Source organism: Lutimaribacter marinistellae (assembly GCF_042648365.1).
Classification (GTDB): Bacteria; Pseudomonadota; Alphaproteobacteria; order Rhodobacterales; family Rhodobacteraceae; genus Lutimaribacter_A; species Lutimaribacter_A marinistellae.
In genome coordinates this window covers 59,934-79,005 of the sequence record NZ_JBHRXI010000008.1, presented here as the reverse complement: position 1 = coordinate 79,005, position 19,072 = coordinate 59,934, and the positions used below count along the sequence as shown (strand labels likewise).

20 protein-coding genes, 1 tRNA gene and 1 riboswitch are annotated in these 19,072 nt (G+C 63.8%); of the genes, 13 read left to right on the top strand and 8 right to left on the bottom strand.

The window, feature by feature from the left end; genetic code table 11:
- The first annotated feature begins 98 nt into the window (after positions 1 to 98).
- Genes ACFORG_RS08650 through ACFORG_RS08640 form a run of 3 tightly spaced genes read left to right on the top strand, consistent with a single transcriptional unit; the run spans position 99 to position 1,587 of the window.
- Positions 99 to 650 carry a helix-turn-helix domain-containing protein gene (locus ACFORG_RS08650; RefSeq protein ID WP_386735017.1) on the top strand — a complete coding sequence of 184 codons (552 nt, stop codon included), beginning with the start codon at positions 99 to 101 and terminating at the stop codon, positions 648 to 650.
- Positions 647 to 1,150 carry a GNAT family N-acetyltransferase gene (locus ACFORG_RS08645; protein ID WP_386735016.1) on the top strand — a complete coding sequence of 168 codons (504 nt, stop codon included), beginning with the start codon at positions 647 to 649 and terminating at the stop codon, positions 1,148 to 1,150. The genes ACFORG_RS08650 and ACFORG_RS08645 overlap by 4 nt, the downstream gene beginning before the upstream one ends.
- A complete protein-coding gene (locus ACFORG_RS08640; protein ID WP_386735015.1) occupies positions 1,147 to 1,587 on the top strand; it encodes a DMT family transporter in 441 nt (146 codons plus the stop codon). The genes ACFORG_RS08645 and ACFORG_RS08640 overlap by 4 nt, the downstream gene beginning before the upstream one ends.
- A 13-nt stretch (positions 1,588 to 1,600) precedes the next feature.
- On the opposite strand, the gene ACFORG_RS08635 is transcribed toward ACFORG_RS08640, so the two are convergent.
- The gene (locus ACFORG_RS08635; RefSeq protein ID WP_386735014.1) at positions 1,601 to 4,513 is read right to left on the bottom strand and encodes a M10 family metallopeptidase C-terminal domain-containing protein; all 2,913 of its coding nucleotides are present in this window, start codon (positions 4,511 to 4,513) and stop codon (positions 1,601 to 1,603) included.
- A gap of 220 nt (positions 4,514 to 4,733) precedes the next feature.
- On the opposite strand from ACFORG_RS08635, the gene ACFORG_RS08630 reads away from it, so the two are divergent.
- A tRNA-Val gene (locus ACFORG_RS08630) sits at positions 4,734 to 4,809 on the top strand.
- A gap of 216 nt (positions 4,810 to 5,025) precedes the next feature.
- On the opposite strand, the gene ACFORG_RS08625 is transcribed toward ACFORG_RS08630, so the two are convergent.
- From ACFORG_RS08625 to ACFORG_RS08605, 5 genes are all read right to left on the bottom strand, one after another.
- Complete coding sequence (locus ACFORG_RS08625; protein WP_386735013.1) at positions 5,026 to 5,322, bottom strand: DUF6525 family protein; 297 nt, start codon at positions 5,320 to 5,322, stop codon at positions 5,026 to 5,028.
- Positions 5,319 to 5,954 (bottom strand): DUF1826 domain-containing protein, encoded by a 636-nt coding sequence (locus tag ACFORG_RS08620; protein ID WP_386735012.1) that lies wholly within the window; start codon positions 5,952 to 5,954, stop codon positions 5,319 to 5,321. Before ACFORG_RS08620 ends, ACFORG_RS08625 begins: the two co-directional genes overlap by 4 nt.
- Positions 5,951 to 7,162 carry a GTP-binding protein gene (locus tag ACFORG_RS08615; RefSeq protein WP_386735011.1) on the bottom strand — a complete coding sequence of 404 codons (1,212 nt, stop codon included), beginning with the start codon at positions 7,160 to 7,162 and terminating at the stop codon, positions 5,951 to 5,953. The genes ACFORG_RS08620 and ACFORG_RS08615 overlap by 4 nt, the downstream gene beginning before the upstream one ends.
- Positions 7,155 to 8,264 (bottom strand): CobW family GTP-binding protein, encoded by a 1,110-nt coding sequence (locus ACFORG_RS08610; RefSeq protein ID WP_386735010.1) that lies wholly within the window; start codon positions 8,262 to 8,264, stop codon positions 7,155 to 7,157. The genes ACFORG_RS08615 and ACFORG_RS08610 overlap by 8 nt, the downstream gene beginning before the upstream one ends.
- Positions 8,265 to 8,379: 115 nt before the next feature.
- Positions 8,380 to 9,453 (bottom strand): zinc ABC transporter substrate-binding protein, encoded by a 1,074-nt coding sequence (locus ACFORG_RS08605; protein WP_386735009.1) that lies wholly within the window; start codon positions 9,451 to 9,453, stop codon positions 8,380 to 8,382.
- Between the two features lie 76 nt (positions 9,454 to 9,529).
- Here ACFORG_RS08605 and ACFORG_RS08600 point away from each other — a divergent pair, with 76 nt between their 5' ends.
- Genes ACFORG_RS08600 through ACFORG_RS08590 form a run of 3 tightly spaced genes read left to right on the top strand, consistent with a single transcriptional unit; the run spans position 9,530 to position 11,558 of the window.
- Complete coding sequence (locus tag ACFORG_RS08600) at positions 9,530 to 10,027, top strand: transcriptional repressor (RefSeq protein ID WP_386735008.1); 498 nt, start codon at positions 9,530 to 9,532, stop codon at positions 10,025 to 10,027.
- A complete protein-coding gene (locus tag ACFORG_RS08595) occupies positions 10,024 to 10,755 on the top strand; it encodes an ATP-binding cassette domain-containing protein (protein WP_386735007.1) in 732 nt (243 codons plus the stop codon). Before ACFORG_RS08600 ends, ACFORG_RS08595 begins: the two co-directional genes overlap by 4 nt.
- On the top strand, positions 10,755 to 11,558 hold the full coding sequence (locus ACFORG_RS08590; protein WP_386735006.1) for a metal ABC transporter permease: 804 nt from the start codon (positions 10,755 to 10,757) through the stop codon (positions 11,556 to 11,558). Before ACFORG_RS08595 ends, ACFORG_RS08590 begins: the two co-directional genes overlap by 1 nt.
- Before the next feature lie 28 nt (positions 11,559 to 11,586).
- Here the strand turns inward: ACFORG_RS08590 and ACFORG_RS08585 are convergent, their stop codons facing one another.
- Positions 11,587 to 12,366: a cobalamin-binding protein gene (locus ACFORG_RS08585; protein ID WP_386735005.1), complete on the bottom strand. Its 780-nt coding sequence runs from the start codon at positions 12,364 to 12,366 to the stop codon at positions 11,587 to 11,589.
- 24 nt (positions 12,367 to 12,390) lie between these two features.
- On the bottom strand, positions 12,391 to 12,702 hold the full coding sequence (locus ACFORG_RS08580) for a hypothetical protein (protein WP_386735004.1): 312 nt from the start codon (positions 12,700 to 12,702) through the stop codon (positions 12,391 to 12,393).
- Positions 12,703 to 12,824: 122 nt separating this feature from the next.
- A riboswitch (cobalamin riboswitch) is annotated at positions 12,825 to 13,017 on the bottom strand.
- A 403-nt stretch (positions 13,018 to 13,420) separates the two neighbouring features.
- Between ACFORG_RS08580 and ACFORG_RS08575 the strand changes: the two genes are divergently transcribed.
- The 6 genes from ACFORG_RS08575 to ACFORG_RS08550 are packed head-to-tail and all read left to right on the top strand — an operon-like array spanning position 13,421 to position 19,059.
- On the top strand, positions 13,421 to 14,683 hold the full coding sequence (locus ACFORG_RS08575) for an imelysin family protein (RefSeq protein ID WP_386735003.1): 1,263 nt from the start codon (positions 13,421 to 13,423) through the stop codon (positions 14,681 to 14,683).
- A 48-nt stretch (positions 14,684 to 14,731) separates the two neighbouring features.
- On the top strand, positions 14,732 to 15,031 hold the full coding sequence (locus ACFORG_RS08570; protein ID WP_386735002.1) for a (2Fe-2S)-binding protein: 300 nt from the start codon (positions 14,732 to 14,734) through the stop codon (positions 15,029 to 15,031).
- On the top strand, positions 14,979 to 15,464 hold the full coding sequence (gene bfr / locus ACFORG_RS08565; RefSeq protein ID WP_386735001.1) for a bacterioferritin: 486 nt from the start codon (positions 14,979 to 14,981) through the stop codon (positions 15,462 to 15,464). Before ACFORG_RS08570 ends, bfr begins: the two co-directional genes overlap by 53 nt.
- Positions 15,424 to 17,001, top strand: coding sequence for a di-heme oxidoreductase family protein (locus tag ACFORG_RS08560; RefSeq protein WP_386735000.1), 1,578 nt, complete (start codon positions 15,424 to 15,426; stop codon positions 16,999 to 17,001). Before bfr ends, ACFORG_RS08560 begins: the two co-directional genes overlap by 41 nt.
- Complete coding sequence (locus tag ACFORG_RS08555) at positions 16,998 to 17,984, top strand: imelysin family protein (RefSeq protein ID WP_386734999.1); 987 nt, start codon at positions 16,998 to 17,000, stop codon at positions 17,982 to 17,984. The genes ACFORG_RS08560 and ACFORG_RS08555 overlap by 4 nt, the downstream gene beginning before the upstream one ends.
- A 4-nt stretch (positions 17,985 to 17,988) precedes the next feature.
- The gene (locus ACFORG_RS08550; RefSeq protein WP_386734998.1) at positions 17,989 to 19,059 is read left to right on the top strand and encodes a DUF1513 domain-containing protein; all 1,071 of its coding nucleotides are present in this window, start codon (positions 17,989 to 17,991) and stop codon (positions 19,057 to 19,059) included.
- Positions 19,060 to 19,072: the final 13 nt, after the last annotated feature.

The window sequence follows — 19,072 nt, the reverse complement described above, 5'->3', positions numbered from 1 at the left end:
CGAGGGGCGCGGGCCGGTCGGTTCGCGCCCTTTTTCGTTTGATCGGTGGGATCGATGCGGTCATTCTCTTATTCGGGAATTTGTTGCGGATATGAGATATGCCGGATGAAATGACAGGCAGGCTGGCGGGCCGGTTGCGAGAACTGAGGGGTGCGCGGGGCTGGTCGCTGGAGCAACTGGCCGAGCAAAGCGGAGTCAGCCGGGCGACCCTGTCACGCCTCGAAAACGGTGAGGTCAGCCCGACAGCAGAAACGCTGGGCCGTTTGTGCGCGGTGCACGGTCTGCCGATGTCGCGGCTGCTGATGATGGTCGAGGACAGCCATACCGCCCACGTGCGGCGTGAGGATCAGGCCCTGTGGACCGACCCGGCGACGGGATATGTCAGGCGCGCGGTCTCGCCCCCGGCGCGCGGGCTGGCGGCCGAGGTGATGGAAGGGCGCCTGCCCGCAGGGGCGGTCATCACCTATGACGCGCCGCCGCGTCCGGGTCAGGAACACCACCTTGTCCTGCTCGAAGGCGCGTTGCGCCTGAGCTTCGAGGACCGCTCCCACGATTTGGGGCCGGGCGATTGCCTGCGCTATCACCTGTCGGGCCCAAACCGGTTCGAGGCCGGTGAAGCGGGCGCGCGCTACCTGCTGGTGCTGCTGTGATTCGCCGTGGCGAGCCGCGCGACCTGCATGCGCTGGCCGAAATCCTGCATGCCTGCGTGCATGATGGGGCCAGCGTGGGGTTCATCCTGCCCTTCGCGACCGAACAGGCAGAGGCCTGGTGGCGCGGTGTGATGCCCACGCTGGAAGATGGGCAGCGCGAGTTGTTCGTGGCCGAAGTTGAAGGCGTGGTGCGCGGCACGGTGCAACTGTCGGCAGCGGCGATGCCGAACCAGCCGCATCGCGCAGATGTCATGAAGCTGCTCGTGCATCCGCAGGCCCGTCGGCAGGGGCTGGGGCGGGCCTTGATGGAAGCGCTGGAGGAACGCGCCAAGGCGCTTGGCCGTCGCTTGCTGGTGCTGGACACGCGCAGCTCGGACCCGTCGCGCCTGTTGTACCTGGGACTTGGTTACGTGGTTGCGGGCGAAATCCCCGGATATTGTCGGAACCCCTTTGCCGAGGTCTATGAGCCGACCACCTACATGTACAAGGTGCTGGAGTGATCTGGCTTCTGACCGGTGCGATCGTACTTGGCGGTGCCCTGATCGCAGCGCAAGGACCGATCTATGCCCGGATGGCGGGGCTGCTTGGACCCGTGCAGACGGCGATGCTGGCCTTTGGCCTGGGGGCCGCGGCACTGGCGTTTGTCCTTGTCGCGACCGGAGGCCCCCTGCCCCGTCGAACGGCGATTGCCTCGGTTCCGGCTTGGGCATGGGCCGGGGGGCTGATCGGTGTCTATGTCGTGTTGGTCTCGATCGCCGCGGTGCCAAGGCTGGGCGTGTCCAGATACATGGTCTTCGTGATCGTGGGCCAATTGGCGGCGGGCGCAGCCTATGACCACTGGGGCGCATTCGGCATGGTGCCGCGCGATTTGTCGGCCGCCAATCTCGCGGGGCTTGGGCTGGTGGCCCTTGGCGCGGGGCTGGTAATGTGGCGCTGAGCAGCGGGGCGGTTCATGCCATCAGGTCGAAACTGTCCGATCCCACGTGCAGGATGACCGCATCCTGCCCCGCGCCATCGACCAGCGCCCAGATCACCTGTTCGGTGGGCCGGTAGATCACAAACCCCTCGGCCACGTCGTCATCGCCCGACCGGTCGCCGTCCGGCGTGGCGGTATGGGCATAATTGATCTGGAAATCTTCGGCCGTCGCCACCTGACCGAAGATGAGCACGTCGCCTTCGGCACTGTCGTAATCCTGTACCCAGTCGGCGCCGTGATCGAAGACACCGAGATGAAAGAACCTGTCGGCCCCGTCCCCGCCATTGATCCGGTCATGGCCGAAGCCGCCATTGACGAAATCACCGCCGTCACCCCCAAAGACGAGGTCCGAGAGCGCGCCGCCGGTCACGACGTCATTGCCCTCCTGCCCGTGCAGCTCGTCCGCGCCGAACCCGCCGGACAGCGTGTCGTCGCCCGATTGACCAAAGAGCTGATCGTTTCCGCCGCCGCCTTCGGCACGATCATCGCCGTCGCCCGCATAGATGACATCGTGCTGATCCGCCTCATGCCCGTCCGGGCCGCCGGTCAGCAGGTCGTGCCCGTCGCCGCCATTCAGCGTATCGGCCCCGATCCCGCCGTCGATCCGGTCGTTCCCCTGAAAGCCCGTCAGGCGGTCGGCGCCGTCGAGGCCCATGAGCACATTTTCCGTCGCATCGCCGGTCAGACGATCGTCCAGAACGGTTCCTGTCAGATCCTCGATGGAAACGAGGCTGAGCCGTTGGCCGGCCTGTTCCTGTGCCGTGCCCAAGCCGAGATCTGCGGTGAGAAATGCTCCGCCCTGCGTTGCCTGGTCCGATGGCGCGCGGCCCGAGAAATCGGCGTGGTCGCGGCCTGGCCCGCCATCCAGCGTGTCATTGCCGCCACCTGGACGCAGCCGGTCGTCGCCGGAGAACCCGAGGATGCGCTCATCCTCGGTGCTGCCTTGCAGGCTGTCCGGCCCCGCCGTTCCGCCGATCACGCGCTCGTCCACGGCGTTTGAGAGGACATCGGCGAGATCAAGCGTCATGTCCGTGAACGCGACGCTTTCGATATCCTCGGCAAGGAAATCGGCCCCGTCCTCGGACACGACGCGCACCCCGCCCTGCGCGAGGACCGCGACGAAATCGTTCGAGGCCACGGCGATCACGGCGGTGTCGTGCCCTCCCCCCCCGATCAGCGTGTCGTCGCCCGCGCCGCCCGCCAGCCGGTCATTATCGGTGGCGATGGCCGAATCCTCGATCCGGTCGACATTGCGCGGTTCGAGCGAGACCTGCCCGGCTAGGGTTGCGATGGTGCCGCTGTCGGGATCGGGCCGCCAATGGGCCACGAGGCGCGGATCGTTCGGGTCGGCAAGGTTCAGCATCGTACCCGCCGCGATCTCGCCCGCGTCGAGCGCCCGGTCATAGATCGCCATCTCGCCCACGCCCCCCCAGAGCGCGGCCCGCGGCGAGTCGGGGGGCACCCAGACGCCCTGGCTTTGCCCGAAGACGAGCGTGCCTCCGGGGGTAAAGGCCGCGCCCGGGTCGATTTCGCGCTCGTGCTGGTAGATCCCGTCAAGATAGGCCTTCACCATGCCGGTATCGGAATCGCGGGTGATGGTCAGGCGATGCTCTTTCCCGTCGAGGATCTCTTCCTCGCGGATCCCGATGGACAAGGGTTGCGAATTGCCGGTCTCGGTCTTGTAGATCACAGACAGGTGGCCGTCCGTTCCCCCGGAATACTGCACGTCGAAATGGAAATCGTCGGTTCCCAACGGTTTGTAGGACAACACGCGATAGAAGTCGGGACCGCCCGGATCGAGCCGCAAGACCATGTCGAAGGTTGCCGAGTCGGGCATGGGCACCGCATCGGCATCAAGCGCGCGGTCGCTGGCATACTGGTCGTTGAGCAGGGCCAACGGAACGGTCGCGATGGCGTTCGGACCGCCGATGAGGTGGTCGTCGCCCCGCCCGCCCGTAAGCGTATCGTCTCCTGCCGCGCCGTCCAGCCGGTTGCCATGGCCGTTGCCGGTAAGCAGGTCGTCCCCCGATCCGCCCAGCGCGTTTTCGATCACCACACCATAAGCGATCATGTAGCCGCCGACATCGCGCGCAAGCTCTGACCTGTCGATCAGGCTGGGCCGCCCCAGACCGCCGGGTTCGACCAGCAACGAGGCGGCGCGCAGATCTATGACGGCATCGGTAAGAAGCGGCGAAAAGTCGATGGCATCGGTTCCGCCCGCATCCCAGATGGTACGAAACCCGTCCGTGATGCCATATCTGTCGTCGCCCGTACGGTGCCCCTCGTTCGCGCCGTAGAGCACCTGAAGCGCGGCGATGTCGAGGGCCATCAGACCGGTCGGCGTAATCACGTCCACGCCGGGATATTCCGGCAGGGCGCCGTACTGGTAGGATTCGACCGTGTAGAGCTTGGCATTGAAGCCGAAATCGCCCGGATCGCCGGGTGCGCTGACACCCGGCAGAATCGTGGTGCCAAAGCCTGTGTCGAAAGGGTGCCCCAGCCCGACCGAGTGCCCGAATTCATGCGTCAGGAGCGTTTCAGACGTATTGCTGACGACAAAGGTGGAATCGATTCCCGCATAACCTGCCCAGCCACCCGGCACGTTGTCCACGATCTGCGCCTGTATGTCAGCCTCGCGATGATCGACCGTTTCGACCAGTTCGAGTGCGCTGACCTCCATGAATCGTGTCATGACGGCGCGAAAGGCGGCCTTTTCGGCATCGCTCCATTCGCGGGTCAGGTCGTCGCCGCCGCCGTAATTGGCCTTGTCGACCGGTTCACCGGCGGGAACGAAGGCGAAGTGTACCGGACCGTTGCGCGTGAAGGTTCCCGCAACGGCGGAAAGAAGCGGGTTTTCCGCAGTTTCGAGGTTTTCCGCTCCAGCCATGGCGATCCTCCCCCGCCGCGCCAGTCAAACGACACATCCCGATGCCGGGCCAGTGTCGGGCATCCCCCCGAACCGATCAAGGGCGCAACAAGCCGCAAGCGGCTGCGACAGATCGTGACTGCGAAATGGCCGGTGCCGGCCGGCGCGAGTGACGCTGACGGCATTCAGAGAAAAGCCGGGCTTGCACCCGCCCGCGCGCTTCGCTAAACGGCTTTGCAGCGGGTGATTAGCTCAGTTGGTAGAGCGCTTCGTTTACACCGAAGATGTCGGGAGTTCGAGTCTCTCATCACCCACCACCTTAGCCCTGTGTATCAACTGATTGCGTGGCGCCGCTGGGCACTGCGACGGCTCTGAACGAGCATTGGCCCGGTTTTTTGGGTGGTTACGTGGCTAACGTCGTGCCGAAGGGCGCGGTTGTAACCGCGTTTCGACCGCCCGTGAGGGACGTGTCGCGGCTTGGCTTCGATCAGTGGCTCATCTCGAAGAAGCCGCCGATGAGCTATCCGCCGGTTTCATGACCTTCGCGGCCCTGGAGCCATGCGCCGTTCCGACCTTTTGCCCGAAAGGTGGCGGTCGTCACTGGCAAGCATTCGTGCCTCAGCGCGGTCGAGCCGTGCGAGGATCGCCTCGACCGGTTCGCCGCGGGACCTTGCCTGCTGCCAGATGCGGCGGCAGGACGCGGGCGACCACGGCATCGATGCTTCTGCCAGCCAGCGCCGAAGAGCTGGTGGCAGGTCATCGAAAGTGCGCATCGGATCACCGGCCCTGCGACGGCGTTTGAGCGTGGTGTCGCCGAGATTGCGCGTCATATCTCGTCCTCGGGATCCGTGACAGGGTCGAGCACGAGCAGAAGGCGAGTTTCGCCCGTTCCCTCGATCGGTGGCGAGCGGTGCAGCAGACCCGATTTAGGGGTTTCCGGCCAAAGGGTCCCGCGCAACAGGATCGGCGCACCCGCGGGAACCGTGAAAACCCGTTTCGGATCGTCGCCGTCGGTGGAGATTCCGTATTGCGTACCCGTTCCGCGATAGGTGCAGACAAGCCGCGCGGTGACCGCGTCGATATGGAACTTGCGGCAGGCGTTGGTGGTGACGACATCGAGGCGCAACCGCAGCCAGGTGACCTTCATCAGCCCTGCGAAGATGTCGGCAAGCGCGGCAACGTCATCCACGAACCTCTGGCGCTCGACCGATGGGGGCGTTCCGCTTGCTTCGCAGACCTCGGCAACGGCGGCGCGCACCCCGTCGGGCCGCAGGATCATACGGGCCCGGGGAAGCTGCTCTGGCTTCAGCTTCGCGATCCAGTGCTGAAACTCCGGCAGGGGTTGGCGCCACCAGATAGCTGCGGCGCAGCCCGGCTTGTGGATCACGGACAGATCCTCGGGCTTTTCGGCGACGCCCACCCCGACCGCGGCGTCGCTGACGACCTCGCGCACCGTACTCATGCCGCGGCCTCGGCACGCCGCCACGCCGGGAACGGATCGGGCAGGTCCGGAAGGTTCTCGGGGCCGCCTGCAACCAGTTCGGGCAACAGGGCCGAGTCGAGTCGTGCCTTGAGCGCCGGCCAATCGATGCCGGACCCGATGAAGACGATCTCTTGTCGGCGGTCCCCCCAAGGTTCCTGCCAATGCGCCTGCATGTAGTCACGGGCACTATCGTGATCCGGCCAACGCTCTTGCGGAACCGAGGCCCACCACGTGCCCAGCGGCTTGACCGAGGACAAGGCGCCCGCCATCGAGAACTCGGCCACCCAATCAGGCCGCGTGGCGATCCAGAAATGCCCCTTGGCCCGGATCACGCCGGGCATGTCGCCGTTCAGAACCGCCATGATCTTTTCAGGCACAAAGGGGCGACGAGCGCGGTAGACAAAGCTTGTGACGCCGTATTCCTCGGTTTCCGGAACATGGTCGGCAAAACCGTAAAGCTCCTTGGCCCACATGGGATGTTCATGGGCCTTTTCGAAATCGAAGAGGCCGGTATCGAGGATCGCATCCGCATCGACATCGGAATGCGTCGTCTCGATGATGCGGGCATCGGCGTTCAGACTGCGGATGATCTTGCGCGCGGCATCGACCTGGTGCGGTTCGGCGTCCGCGACCTTGTTCAGGATCACGACATCGGCAAATTCGATCTGTTCGACAAGCAGGTTGACCAGCGTGCGATCGTCCTCTTCACCCAGCGTTTCGCCGCGATCGCTCAGGAAATCGTGGCTTGAGTAGTCCTTGAGCAGGTTCACCGCATCGACGACGGTGACCATCGTATCGAGCCGCGCGACATCCGCGAGGCTTTGACCCGCCTCGTCGCGGAATTCGAAAGTTGCGCCAACGGGCAGAGGTTCAGAGATGCCGGTCGATTCGATCAGCAGGTAGTCGAACCGCCCGTCTTCTGACAGGCGGCGCACCTCTTGCAGAAGGTCGTCGCGCAGCGTGCAGCAGATGCAGCCGTTCGACATCTCGACAAGGGTTTCGTCGGTGCGGGACAGCTCGGTATCGGCGCGCACGAGGTCTGCGTCGATGTTCACCTCGGACATGTCGTTGACGATCACGGCGACCCGCCGCCCCTCGCGGTTGTTCAACACACGGTTGAGGAGCGTCGTTTTTCCGGCACCGAGAAAGCCGGAGAGGACCGTCACGGGAAGACGCGCATCAGTCATGGGAAAGTTCCTTTTGCTTGGTGAGGGCCGGCGTGGCACGCAGAATGTCGAAGCTGCGCTGCAATTCGGGCCGGGTCAGGTCGCGGCCGATCACGACGATACGGGACCGACGGTCGTCGCCGGTCCATGTCGTCAACGGCACGGGTGGGTCGAAGAGGTGCTGTACACCGTGAAAGACAAAGGGCGTGTCGATCCCTTCGAGAAAGACGATGCCCTTGACTCGCAGGATGTCGGGACCTTTCAACGCGATCAGCGTGTCGAGCCAGAGATCGAAGGCGACATCCTTGAGGGGGTCATCCAGCACGACGGATACAGAGGTGATGCGCGTATCGTGCCGGTGGACGGGGGTCGACGGCTCGGCCTTGGCAAGGCCAGACAGGTTTGCCAGCGGATCAGGAGCGGAAATCGGCGTGGTCCATGCGATGGCCTCCTGCCTGGTCGCAGAGTGACGCAGGCCGCTCAGACCCCATAGCCGTTTCGGAGCGATCCGGCCCTGTTCGAGCCTGACGATTTCGGCGGTCTCGTTCAGGCGTCGCAGGCGAGCCTCGAGCGCGTCTGCCTGTGGCTGCGCGGCAAGATCGCACTTGCTGAGCAGCACCAGGTCGGCCATCGCGACCTGGGACACCGCTTCGAACTGGGCGTCGAGCGTTGCGTCGCCGTTAACCGCATCGACAACCGTTACGACGCCATCCATCCGGGTATTGCGCGCCATGACCGGATCGACGAGCAGGGTTTGCAGGATAGGCGCCGGGTCGGCCATTCCGGTGGTTTCGATGACCACACGATCGAATTGCAGAGTTCCGGCATGTCGACGGGACAGCAGGTCGACAAATGTGGTGGACAGGTCCCCCCGGATCGAACAGCACAGACAGCCCGGTTGCATCAGGACGACCTCGTCGCTGGAGGTTTCGATCAGGTCGTGGTCAAGCCCGGCCTCACCGAATTCATTGACGATCACCGCCACCTTTCCATCCGAGGCATCGGACAGCACGCGGTTGAGCAGCGTCGTCTTGCCCGCGCCGAGGAATCCGGTCAGCAGCGTCACCGGGATACGCGGATCGGCGTCAGGGGCTGGTGAGGTAGCGTGGTGAGACAGAGACATGTACGTTATGTGATTTCATTACATTTTGACGGCCGAGTTTGGCGCTGATGCGCACCAAACGGACAGGTTGGAGGGACCGGCCGACGCTTGCGCGCCGACCGGTCATCACATGGCGTTACAGGCAGTCCGCCAGCGTCTTTGCCATGTTCCGCAGCAGTTGCGGATAGAGCGCCGGACCGACCTCAAGCTCGGCCCCGAGCGGGTCGATGACGCCTGTGGAGGCATCGGTACCTTCGAGGACGGTTTCGATCAGGCCGGGATTGAATTGCGGTTCGGCAAGCACACAATCGATACCTTCCTCGCGGATGCGGCCCTGGATTTCGGCGATACGCGCCGGGCTGGGATCGGATGCATCGCTGAGCGAGATTGCTCCGGACGCGGGGAAATCGAAATTGCTCTCGAAATACTGGTAAGCGTCGTGAAACACGATGAACGAGCCGCCGCGAACCGGGTCGAGGGTCGCCTTGATCTCTTCGGCAAGGGCCGCGAACTCCTCGCGGGCGGCGGTCGCGTTGGCGTAATATGCACCCGCATTGTCCGGGTCAGCCGCCGAAAGCTGCGCAGCGATGACATTCATCCAGGTGCCGGCATTTTCAAGCGACAACCATGCATGCGGGTCATGCTCGCCATGGTCATGTCCATGGTGGTCGGCATGCTCCTCATGGTCGTGATCGTCGTGGTCGTCGTGGTCGTGGCCATCCGCCTCGGCGTGTTCCTCGTGCTCGTGGTCATCATGGCCATCCGCCTCGGCATGATCGTGATCGTCATGTTTTTCGTCTTCGGCGTGATCGTCGTGATCATCGTCGTGCGCGCCGTGATCATGCGCTTCGAAGAGGGCACTTTCGCGGAAATCGAGCAGTGTCGTTCCATCGGCCTCAAGCAGGCTGGTCACCGCGGCACCGGATGCAAGGGTTTCAACCGCATCGGCCATCCACGGTGTAAGGTCGTCGCCCATCCAGAACACGAGATCGGCATCCTGCAAGGCGGCGGCCTCGGAAGGTCGCAGGCTGTACTCGTGCGGAGAGGCACCCGGTTGCACGATCAGGTTCGGCGTGCCAACACCCTGCATGACCCGGGCCACCAACGAGTGGACAGGAGCGATGTCAACGGCCACACTGGGCGCGTCGGCAAGGGCCGTGCCGCCCATCAGCGCGGCCGAAACTGAGAGAGGAATGAGCTTGCTGGACATGGGAGTCACCTGTGATTATATAACATTTCACCCGGCATAACTGATACAAAATAACATGACAAGTGAGGCGAAGCGCATGTCCGCCGACCCGATTGCCCCGACCGGCTTTGAAAAGCATGATCACGCCGCTTGCGTCGCGCAGGCGTTGGCCGCAGCCGAGACACGCTGTGCCGCCGAGGGGCTGCGCATGACGCCGGTGCGGCGCAAGGTACTGGAGTTGCTGCTGCAGGATCATCGCGCGCTTGGCGCCTATGCGATTCTCGACCTTTTGCGCGAAGCGGGTTTCGGCTCGCAGCCGCCAGTGGCCTATCGCGCGCTCGATTTCCTGGTCGAGAACGGCTTCGTACACAAGATCGAGCGGCTGAACGCCTTTGTGGCCTGCGCCCATCCGGGCGAACATCATTCGCCGGCCTTCATGATCTGCCGCCTGTGCGACAACGTGGCCGAGGCGCGGTCGGCGCCTGCCCGCGGAACGCTTGGGGCCGCGGCCCGGGCCGCCGGTTTCCAGATCGAAAAAACCGTGGTCGAGGCGGAGGGCGTCTGCCCGGCCTGCAGCGACAAGGCCAACTCATGAGCCTGATCGCCGTCGAAAACCTGAGCGTCGCCTATGGCGCGAACACGGTCTTGCGCAATGTCGATTTGCGGATCGAACCCGGCGAGATCGTCACCATCGTCGGCCCGAACGGGTCGGGCAAGACGAGCCTGTTGCGCGCGATCATTGGTGCCGCCGAACCGACCCGCGGCGCGGTACGGCTCAAGCCTGGCCTCAGGATCGGCTATGTCCCGCAAAAGCTGCATATCGACCAGACACTGCCCATCACGGTGGAGCGCTTCATGCGATTGACCGGAAAGGTGTCACGAGAGGACAGCCGGGCGGCGCTTGCCACGGCAGGCGTGCCCGACCTGCTGAAACGGCAGATGTCGCGCCTGTCGGGGGGGCAGTTGCAGCGCGTGATGCTGGCACGGGCGCTTATCACCCGCCCGGATGTCCTGCTTCTGGACGAGGCGACACAGGGCCTGGACCAGCCGGGTTCGGCGGCGTTCTACCGGCAGATCGAAGAGGTGCGCCGCGAAACCGGCTGCGCCGTGCTGATGATCAGCCATGAATTGCACGTGGTCATGAGCGCCTCGGACAGGGTGATATGCCTCAATGGTCACGTCTGCTGCGAGGGGACACCGGCGGTCGTGGCCTCGGCGCCCGAGTACCGGGCGCTGTTCGGGACGGGCACCGGGGGCGCGCTGGCGCTGTACCGGCACGATCACAACCACGATCACGCGCATAGCCACGAGGCGGCCGAATAATGCTCGACGATTTCATGACACGCGCCACGCTGGCAGGGATCGGCGTGGCGCTTGCCGCCGCGCCGCTGGGATGCTTCGTGGTGTGGCGGCGGATGGCCTATTTCGGGGACGCCACCGCGCATGCCGCGATCCTCGGCGTGGCACTGTCGCTTGCGCTACAGATCTCGGTGTTTCCGGGCGCGATGGCGGTGGCGTTGTTGATGGCGCTTGTCGTCACCTTTCTGACGGGTCGCGGATACGCGATGGACACGCTTTTGGGTGTTCTCGCCCATTCTGCATTGGCCTTCGGGCTGGTAGCCGTCTCTTTCCTTTCGGGAATCCGCATCGACCTGATGGCTTATCTGTTCGGGGATATCCTGGCGGTTTCCCGCTCTGACCTTGTGGTGATCTGGGGCGGCGTGGCGATGGTCATCGCGCTTATCACGTGGCGGTGGTCGGCGCTTTTGACCTCGACCCTGAACGAAGAGCTTGCCTATGCCAGCGGGCTGGACCCCAAGCGCGAACAACTGATCCTGACGCTATCGCTGGCGATCACGGTTGCGGTGGCGATCAAGGTGGTCGGCGTCCTGCTGATCGCGGCGATGCTCATCATACCTGCCGCCTCGGCGCGCAGCCTTGCGCGCACCCCCGAAGGCATGGCGCTTATCGCGGGGGGAATAGGCGCCTTTTCCGCGGTTGCCGGGCTACAGGGGGCCTATGTTTTCGACACGCCTGCGGGGCCGTCCATCGTCTGTGTCGCGGCACTTGTCTTTGCCGCGCTCAACCTCGTAAGCCTCGGCAGAACGCGGAAATCCATGCACTGACCAAAGGCTGGCGGGATCCCGAACACGATCAGCCGTGCAGGGCTGCAACGATCGCGTCGAGCCCGTCGGTCAACGCCGCAGGACCGGGTTGCAGGATAAGCGGCGACTTGATTTCGACGATCCGCCCGTCGCGGACCGCCGGGATTTGATCCCAGCCAGGCCGCGCGGCGATCTTCTCCGGCCGCACCTTCTTGCCGCACCATGAGGCAATGATCACGTCCGGCCTTGCCGCAACGACCCGGTCGGAGGTGACGATACGATCCCTGGCGGCCGGCTCGGACGCCAGTTGCGGGAAAACGTCGTCCCCGCCCGCGGTGCCGATCAGTTCCGACACCCAGTGGATGCCCGAAATCATGGGGTCATCCCATTCCTCGAAATAGACACGTGGGCGGGGTTTGCCCTTTGTCGAGGCCGACAGATCGGCCAGTTTCGAGATGTAGCCCACAACAAGCTGTTCCGCACGATCGGCCCGACCGACGATGGTCCCGACATGCCGGATCATCGCGAGAATCCCAGCCACGTCACGCTGGTTGAACCCCATGACGGTGACGCCTGCGCGGATCAGGTCGGCGGCGATGTCGGCTTGAAGGTCGGAGAATGTCAGCACGAGGTCCGGTTCGAGAGCCAGGACCTTGGGAATGTCGGCGGAGGTAAAGGCTGAAACGCGCGGCTTTTCCTTGCGAACCCGCTTGGGGCGCACGGCATAGCCAGAAACCCCGACGATACGGTCCTCCTCTCCCAGCAGGTAGAGGGTTTCGACGGTTTCCTCGGTCAGGCAAACGATCCGTTCAGGCGGAAATGTCCTCATGCGGGTGTCACCCTGTTTTCGTCATCAAGGAATCGCCCGCGCCGCGAGACACGCGCGACGACCGCCCCGGCGTACACGCGGCGGCATCCGCATCGGCAGAGGCGTCAGGGGCGAATCGAGCGATGCCTGAACAAGCGCGCAGAACGCGGCAACAGCGGGCGAGTGGCCCGCGAATGGTTGCGCCGTTGCCAATGCGCGGCGCGCGGCTTCGCGGTAGTCCATCCCTCCCGGCAGGGCGGCAATCCATTGCATGTAACCCAGCTGCCCCATCTGTTGCGCCACGTTCGGCGGGACTGGGCCTATGTCGAGTTGTGAGATTGTTCGTTCCAGTAGCATCGCGCCCTCCGCGCAGATCGGCGGGGGATGGTCAGCGGCGATGTGTCAGGGCCTTGGCGGTCCATCGGTCGTTCCTCTCCGCATCCGGGGCACCCCGCCCGGGTTGAGTTGACCGCAACACGCGACGCGTGTCCGGGATGGCAGGTCTCCTGACTTGCGGGTCAAAGCGCCCCCGAACCTTCCCGGACCAGTGGCCCAGTGGTGTTCGCCGGGGTTGCTCGCCGCTTACAGTTGCGGGGGCAGTCGCGGTCTTGCACCGCGTTCCCTTTTCAGCCGGCCCTGTCAGAGCCGGACACCATCGTGGACAGTATTCGCAGCCCCAGTGCCTCACGTCCAGAGGGCAAATGGGCAGCAGCGCGAAAGAACCGAATACCGGCGGTTCGCGGGTTCGGTCGGCACTGGAGCAACCTGCCAGACGGGTGCGACAAACTCTCTTTCAGGATCGGCATTGCATTTACTGAGTGAATCAGTCAGGTTCGCCGTAAGGCCGACAAAATAAGTCGGGTTATTGCCACCCCGAATCCAGGGACCACTCACAGATGTACCGCCAAGCCGATGGTTTTTGCCTGCCTTGCCGCTGCGAATTGATGCAGACGGCTTGCGACAGTGCAGAGTGTCGGGACATGCCGGTCGAACCCTTGCTTGATCATTTCGAGGTCTGGCGGCCCTGGCATCAGTGGTTGGATTCAAAAAGCGAAGCGCACAGAAGGACCCCGAGATGATCCGGACATTATTGACAACCACAGCACTGACAGCGGGTCTGGCCGTGGGCGCGCAGGCGCAATCGGCAGGCGAAGTTCTGGATACCTATGCTGATATCGCGCAGGCGAAGTACGAGGACAGCCTGACGGCCGTCAGGACCCTGCAAGATGCGGTCGCCACGCTGATTGACAGCCCGTCGCCCGAAGCCTTGCAAACTGCGCGTGACGCGTGGCTGGCTGCACGGGTGCCTTATCAGCAGACCGAGGTCTTTCGCTTCGGCAACCCGATCGTGGATGATTGGGAAGGCAAGGTGAATGCCTGGCCGCTGGACGAAGGTCTGATCGATTATGTCGACGGGGCCTATGGTGGTCCGTCGGACGAAAACCAGCTGGCCGCCCTGAACGTGATCGCGAACACCTCCTTCACGCTGTCTGGGAAAGAGATCGACGCGGCGGACATCACCCCGGCCTTCTTGCAGGACACGTTGCACGAGGTCGACGGGATCGAGGCAAATGTCGCGACCGGATATCACGCGATCGAGTTCCTTCTTTGGGGGCAGGACCTGAACGGGCATGGGGACGGTGCAGGCAACCGCCCCTGGACCGACTACGCGCAGGCCGATGCCTGCACTGGCGGCAATTGCGACCGGCGCGCGGAATACCTGTCCGCGGCGACCGACCTTCTGGTGTCTGACCTTGAATGGATGGCGGCCCAGTGGACCGAAGAAGGCGATGCGCGCGCGGCACTGATGCAGGACGAGGCGGCGGGGCTGTCGGCGATCCTGACCGGCATGGGCTCGCTTTCTTACGGGGAGCAGGCGGGCGAGCGGATGCGGTTGGGCCTTATGCTGAACGACCCCGAAGAAGAGCATGACTGCTTCTCGGACAACACGCATAACAGCCATTACTACGACGGGTTGGGCATCCAGAACGTATATCTGGGTGAGTATGTCCGCACAGACGGAACGCTTGTTTCCGGCGCCTCCATCTCGGATCTCGTTGCCGCGAAGAACCCCGACCTCGACGCCGAGATGCAGACTCGCCTGTCGGAGACGATGAAGGCGCTAGGCCGGATCAAGACGGCGGCCGAGGCCGGATTTCATTACGACCAGATGCTCGAACGCGGAAACGACGCGGGTGAGCAACTGGTCATGGGCGGTGTCGATGCGCTGATTACGCAAACACGATCTATCGAACGCATCGTGGCCGAGTTGGAGCTCGACACTATCGAGTTCGAAGGCTCGGACAGCCTCGACGATCCGACAGCCGTCTTTCAGTGAGTTTACAGGCCGGGGCCGACCGCCCCGACAACACAACAGGGCCCGACAATGATCATCTGTCACTGCACCAGCATCACCGATCACGACATCAACGCCGCTATCGACTGGATGCGCGCCTCGGACCCCGAGACGATCATCACGCCCAGAAAGGTGTATCGCGCGCTCGGCAAAGCCGCCGATTGCGGGGGATGTGTTGCGTTGTTCGTGGACACGATGCGGAAAAACGACAACCTTGAAGTTCCCATGCACCTTCGCGGTCTGCGCCGTGAAGCAACACAGGAAGAGGATCTGAACCATGAAGGGCGACGAGAAAGTCATCGAGTATCTCAACCGCGCGCTGCGAAGTGAACTGACGGCGGTCAGCCAGTACTGGCTGCATTACCGCATGCAGGAAGACTGGGGCCTTGGCCACATGGCCAAGAAAAGTCGCGAGGAATCGATCGAGGAGATGAACCACGCCGACAAGCTGATCGCGCGTATCCTGTTCCTCGAAGGTCATCCCAACCTGCAGAAGCTGGACCCGATCCGCACCGGTCAGAACCCAAAGGAAACGCTGGAATGCGACCTGGCAGCCGAGCACGAGGCGCGCGCGCTCTACAAGGAAGCGCGGGAGTATTGCGCGTCCGTCGGAGACTGGGTGACCAAGGAGTTGTTCGAGGAACTTCTTGCCGATGAAGAAGGCCATATCGACTTCCTCGAAACCCAGCTAGACCTGCACGAGCGCATCGGCGCGGAGAATTATGCCCATCTCAATGCATCGCGAATGGATGAAGCCGAGTAGCCGGCTTTTCGCGGCCACCTTGGTGGCCGTTACGACTCCTGTCTTGCCGACCACTGCGCTTGCGGACGATTGGTCCGGGCTGGAGGATGTGCACCTGGACGTCATCTCGCGCACGGCCGAAGAGCGCGAACGGGTCTCGGCCGTGACGTCCATGCCGCAGGATTTTTCGGAACCTTGGGCCTTCGAGGAAAACTCCGCCGGGGCGCAGACGGTCCGCCTTCGGCAGACGGCCGATGCCTTTTCCCAGCCAGCCGCCAATCTGAGTTTCGAGCAGGAGCTCGATTTTCGTGTCGGCAACGGGATGTTCAAGCGCATCTGGGTCTCGGCACCTGCCTCGACCCTTGCCTCGGACGGGCTTGGCCCCTTGTTCAACGCAAGGTCCTGTCAACGCTGCCACCTGAAGGATGGGCGCGGCCACCCACCCGAGGGTCCAGAGGATACCGCTGTATCCACGTTCCTGCGCATCTCGGTACGTGCCCCGGACATGGCCGAAGTCGAACGATACATTGCCGGCACGCACCCGACCGCGCCGGACCCGGTGTATGGCACCCAGTTGCAGGATTTCAGTCTGCCGGGCCACACGCCGGAATATCGGCTGCAGGTCCAGTACGAAGAAATCGAAGTTCCGCTGTCCGGTGGCGAGGTCGCGCGTTTGCGGCAACCACTCTATTCAGCGACGGAGCTTGGATACGGCCCGCTGCACGCAGAGGCGATGCTGAGCCCAAGGGTCGCGCCACAGATGATCGGGATGGGACTGCTCGAGGCGGTTCCGACGCAAGACATCCTTGAATGGGCGGACCCCGAAGACGCGAATGGCGACGGGATTTCCGGCCGCGCGCAGGTCGTCTGGTCCGAGGTGCACGATCGCCCGGTGCTTGGGCGGTTTGGCCACAAGGCGGGCAACCCATCCATACTGGAACAGACGGCAAGCGCGTTTGCCGGCGATATCGGAATCTCGAACCCGATCCACCGGGCAGGATCGGGCGAATGTACCGACGCGCAAACCGATTGCGCCGCCGCGTTGCATGGCGGCGACCCGGAACAGGATGGTCTGGAAATCGATCAGGCGGGCCTTGACCTTGTGACGTTCTACAGCCGCACGCTTGGGGTACCGGCGCGGCGCGATGTGGACGACCCGCAGGTGCTGCGTGGGCGCGAGGTGTTCTTTGACACGGGATGCGCCAGCTGCCACAGGCCAAACTATGTTACCCACCGGCTGGACGGGGAAAACCCGGCAAGCTTTCAGTTGATATGGCCTTACACGGACATGCTGCTGCATGACATGGGGTCCGGGCTGGCCGATCACCGGCCCGAAGGCCGCGCGGATGGACGGGAATGGCGGACTGCGCCTCTCTGGGGGATTGGACTTACCGAGACCGTTTCGGGCCATACGCAGTTCCTTCATGACGGGCGGGCGCGGTCATTGCTCGAAGCCGTATTGTGGCACGGGGGCGAAGCCGAAACGGCAAAGGCGAAAGTTGTCGCGATGCACCCGGATGACCGCAAGGCGCTGATCCGTTTCCTGGAGAGTTTATGAGACTGCTACCTGTCATCGCGCTTTCGCTGGGCATTGCCTGCCCTGCCGTGGCAGGCGTGAACGAAGTTCTGGACGATCACATCCTTCCATCCCTGTCCGAGTTTTCCGTGAAAACGCAGGCGCTGGCGGATGCGGCTGATCGAGACTGCCGGCCCAGCGCCCTTCAGCCCGCATTTCACGACGCCTTTGACGCATGGATTCCCGTGGGGGACCTGCGCTTGGGGCCATCCGAGACCGGCGCCCTGTCCATCGCCTTTTGGCCCGACGCGCGCGGTTTCACCGGGCGGACACTGTCCCGGCTGATCGCCGATGCCGACCTCGTCGTGGAAAGCGCAGATGCATATGCGGAGGTGTCGATAGCCGCGCGCGGGCTCTATGCGCTCGAGATGATGCTCTACGATCCCGAATTCTCAACCTACGAGGCCGACAGTTACAGCTGCGCCCTCACACGTGCGATCGCTTCCGACATGGCTCTGCAGGCCGCGGGGTTAAGCGAGGCATGGCTTGGAGACTTCGCCGAAACCCTGCGCAGCGCGGGAGAAGAAGGCAACGCTACTTTCTTGGACGAAGACGAGGCTTTGCGGGCAATCTATACGCAGATCCTGTCCTCGCTCGAATTTACCACGGATCAACGCCTTGCCCGTCCGCTGGGAACATTCGACCGCCCCCGGCCAGCCCGGGCAGAGGCACGGCGATCGGGCCGCAGCCTGCGAAACGCTGTCATGGCGAGCGAAGCCGCGCACGCACTGGCAAGCGCCTTGGCCGAACGGGATCTTCCCGAGGCGAACGCAGCTTTGCAACGTGTCCACGATACAGCAGAGCGGGTGTCGGATGCGGCGTTTCAAGACATCACCGATCCGCAGGCGCGGCTGCGGGTCGAAGCGCTGGCACTTGCCGTTGAGGACCTGCGCCGTGCAATCGAAAGCGAGATCGGCGCAAGCTTGGGGATAGCGCCCGGCTTCAACGCGCAGGACGGTGATTGAGGCCATGACGACACGTCGCCATTTCATCGCGTCTCTCATCGCTGCCGGGGCTGCCCCACGGTTGGGGTGGGCCGCTGTCGGAAGCCCGTCCTTCCTTGCAGCCGCGCGCGATCCGGATGGGACGTTTGCACTCTATGGTCTGGACGACGCGGGCCGGGCCAGTTTTCGCATCCCGCTGCCAGGACGCGGCCACGCAGGTGCGGGCCATCCACATCTGGCCGAAGCTGTCGCGTTTGCCCGTCGACCGGGACTGTTCGCGCTTGTGCTGGATTGTACCAGCGGCGGGGTGCTGCATCGTCTGACGCCACCCAAGGGTATTCATCTCAATGGGCATGGGGTTTTTTCGTCGAATGGCAGGATCCTGTTCACGAGCGAGCAGGTCGCCCAAACCAGCGAAGGCCGCATCGGGATGTGGGACGCGTCGCGCGGGTATGCGCGGCTTGGCGAGGTTGCGACGGGCGGGATCGGCCCCCATGACTTGCGGCTCATGCCTGACGGAGAAACGCTGATAGTGGCCAATGGAGGCATCGCGACCGATCCGCGTGACCGTCGCAAGCTGAACGTCGAAACCATGCAGCCGAACCTTACCTACATGTCATTGGCTGGCGAGGTGTTAGAAACAATTATCCTCGACCGGGATTTGCACCGCAATTCGATCCGGCACCTCGCAGTACGCAGCGATGGGCTGGTCGGGTTTGCGATGCAGTGGCAGGGGGAAGCCGGGGCCGCGCCCCCGCTTTTGGGACTGCACCGAACGGGTATGGCACCGGTTTTGGCCGAGGCACCGCTTGCCGACGAGATCGCGATGCAGGGCTATGCCGGCAGCATCGCGTTTTCGGGCGACGGCACGGAGATTGCCATCACCTCGCCGCGCGGAGGCCGCTTGCACCGCTTCGATACTGGCGGGAGATTCCTCGGGTTCGTTTCACGAACCGACATCTGCGGCCTTGCGACACGTGACGATGGCTACCTGGCCAGCGATGGGTTGGGAGGGCTGTTGACGGTGCAAGGTTCGGTGGTCGGCCCCGTCAACCGCATGGAATGCGCGTGGGACAATCACATCGTGACCCTTTGAGCCGAACGGCCCC

Excerpts from the sequence above, each read along its gene's own strand:
- ACFORG_RS08610 (WP_386735010.1), bottom strand. The coding sequence starts at position 8,264 with ATGTCTCTGTCTCACCACGCTACCTCACCAGCCCCTGACGCCGATCCG.
- ACFORG_RS08560 (WP_386735000.1), top strand. The coding sequence starts at position 15,424 with ATGCCCATCTCAATGCATCGCGAATGGATGAAGCCGAGTAGCCGGCTT.
- ACFORG_RS08620 (WP_386735012.1), bottom strand. The coding sequence starts at position 5,954 with ATGAGTACGGTGCGCGAGGTCGTCAGCGACGCCGCGGTCGGGGTGGGC.
- ACFORG_RS08555 (WP_386734999.1), top strand. The coding sequence starts at position 16,998 with ATGAGACTGCTACCTGTCATCGCGCTTTCGCTGGGCATTGCCTGCCCT.
- ACFORG_RS08605 (WP_386735009.1), bottom strand. The coding sequence starts at position 9,453 with ATGTCCAGCAAGCTCATTCCTCTCTCAGTTTCGGCCGCGCTGATGGGC.
- ACFORG_RS08595 (WP_386735007.1), top strand. The coding sequence starts at position 10,024 with ATGAGCCTGATCGCCGTCGAAAACCTGAGCGTCGCCTATGGCGCGAAC.
- ACFORG_RS08570 (WP_386735002.1), top strand. The coding sequence starts at position 14,732 with ATGATCATCTGTCACTGCACCAGCATCACCGATCACGACATCAACGCC.
- ACFORG_RS08625 (WP_386735013.1), bottom strand. The coding sequence starts at position 5,322 with ATGACGCGCAATCTCGGCGACACCACGCTCAAACGCCGTCGCAGGGCC.
- ACFORG_RS08580 (WP_386735004.1), bottom strand. The coding sequence starts at position 12,702 with ATGCTACTGGAACGAACAATCTCACAACTCGACATAGGCCCAGTCCCG.
- bfr (WP_386735001.1), top strand. The coding sequence starts at position 14,979 with ATGAAGGGCGACGAGAAAGTCATCGAGTATCTCAACCGCGCGCTGCGA.
- ACFORG_RS08615 (WP_386735011.1), bottom strand. The coding sequence starts at position 7,162 with ATGACTGATGCGCGTCTTCCCGTGACGGTCCTCTCCGGCTTTCTCGGT.
- ACFORG_RS08600 (WP_386735008.1), top strand. The coding sequence starts at position 9,530 with ATGTCCGCCGACCCGATTGCCCCGACCGGCTTTGAAAAGCATGATCAC.
- ACFORG_RS08650 (WP_386735017.1), top strand. The coding sequence starts at position 99 with ATGCCGGATGAAATGACAGGCAGGCTGGCGGGCCGGTTGCGAGAACTG.
- ACFORG_RS08635 (WP_386735014.1), bottom strand. The coding sequence starts at position 4,513 with ATGGCTGGAGCGGAAAACCTCGAAACTGCGGAAAACCCGCTTCTTTCC.
- ACFORG_RS08575 (WP_386735003.1), top strand. The coding sequence starts at position 13,421 with ATGATCCGGACATTATTGACAACCACAGCACTGACAGCGGGTCTGGCC.
- ACFORG_RS08590 (WP_386735006.1), top strand. The coding sequence starts at position 10,755 with ATGCTCGACGATTTCATGACACGCGCCACGCTGGCAGGGATCGGCGTG.
- ACFORG_RS08585 (WP_386735005.1), bottom strand. The coding sequence starts at position 12,366 with ATGAGGACATTTCCGCCTGAACGGATCGTTTGCCTGACCGAGGAAACC.
- ACFORG_RS08550 (WP_386734998.1), top strand. The coding sequence starts at position 17,989 with ATGACGACACGTCGCCATTTCATCGCGTCTCTCATCGCTGCCGGGGCT.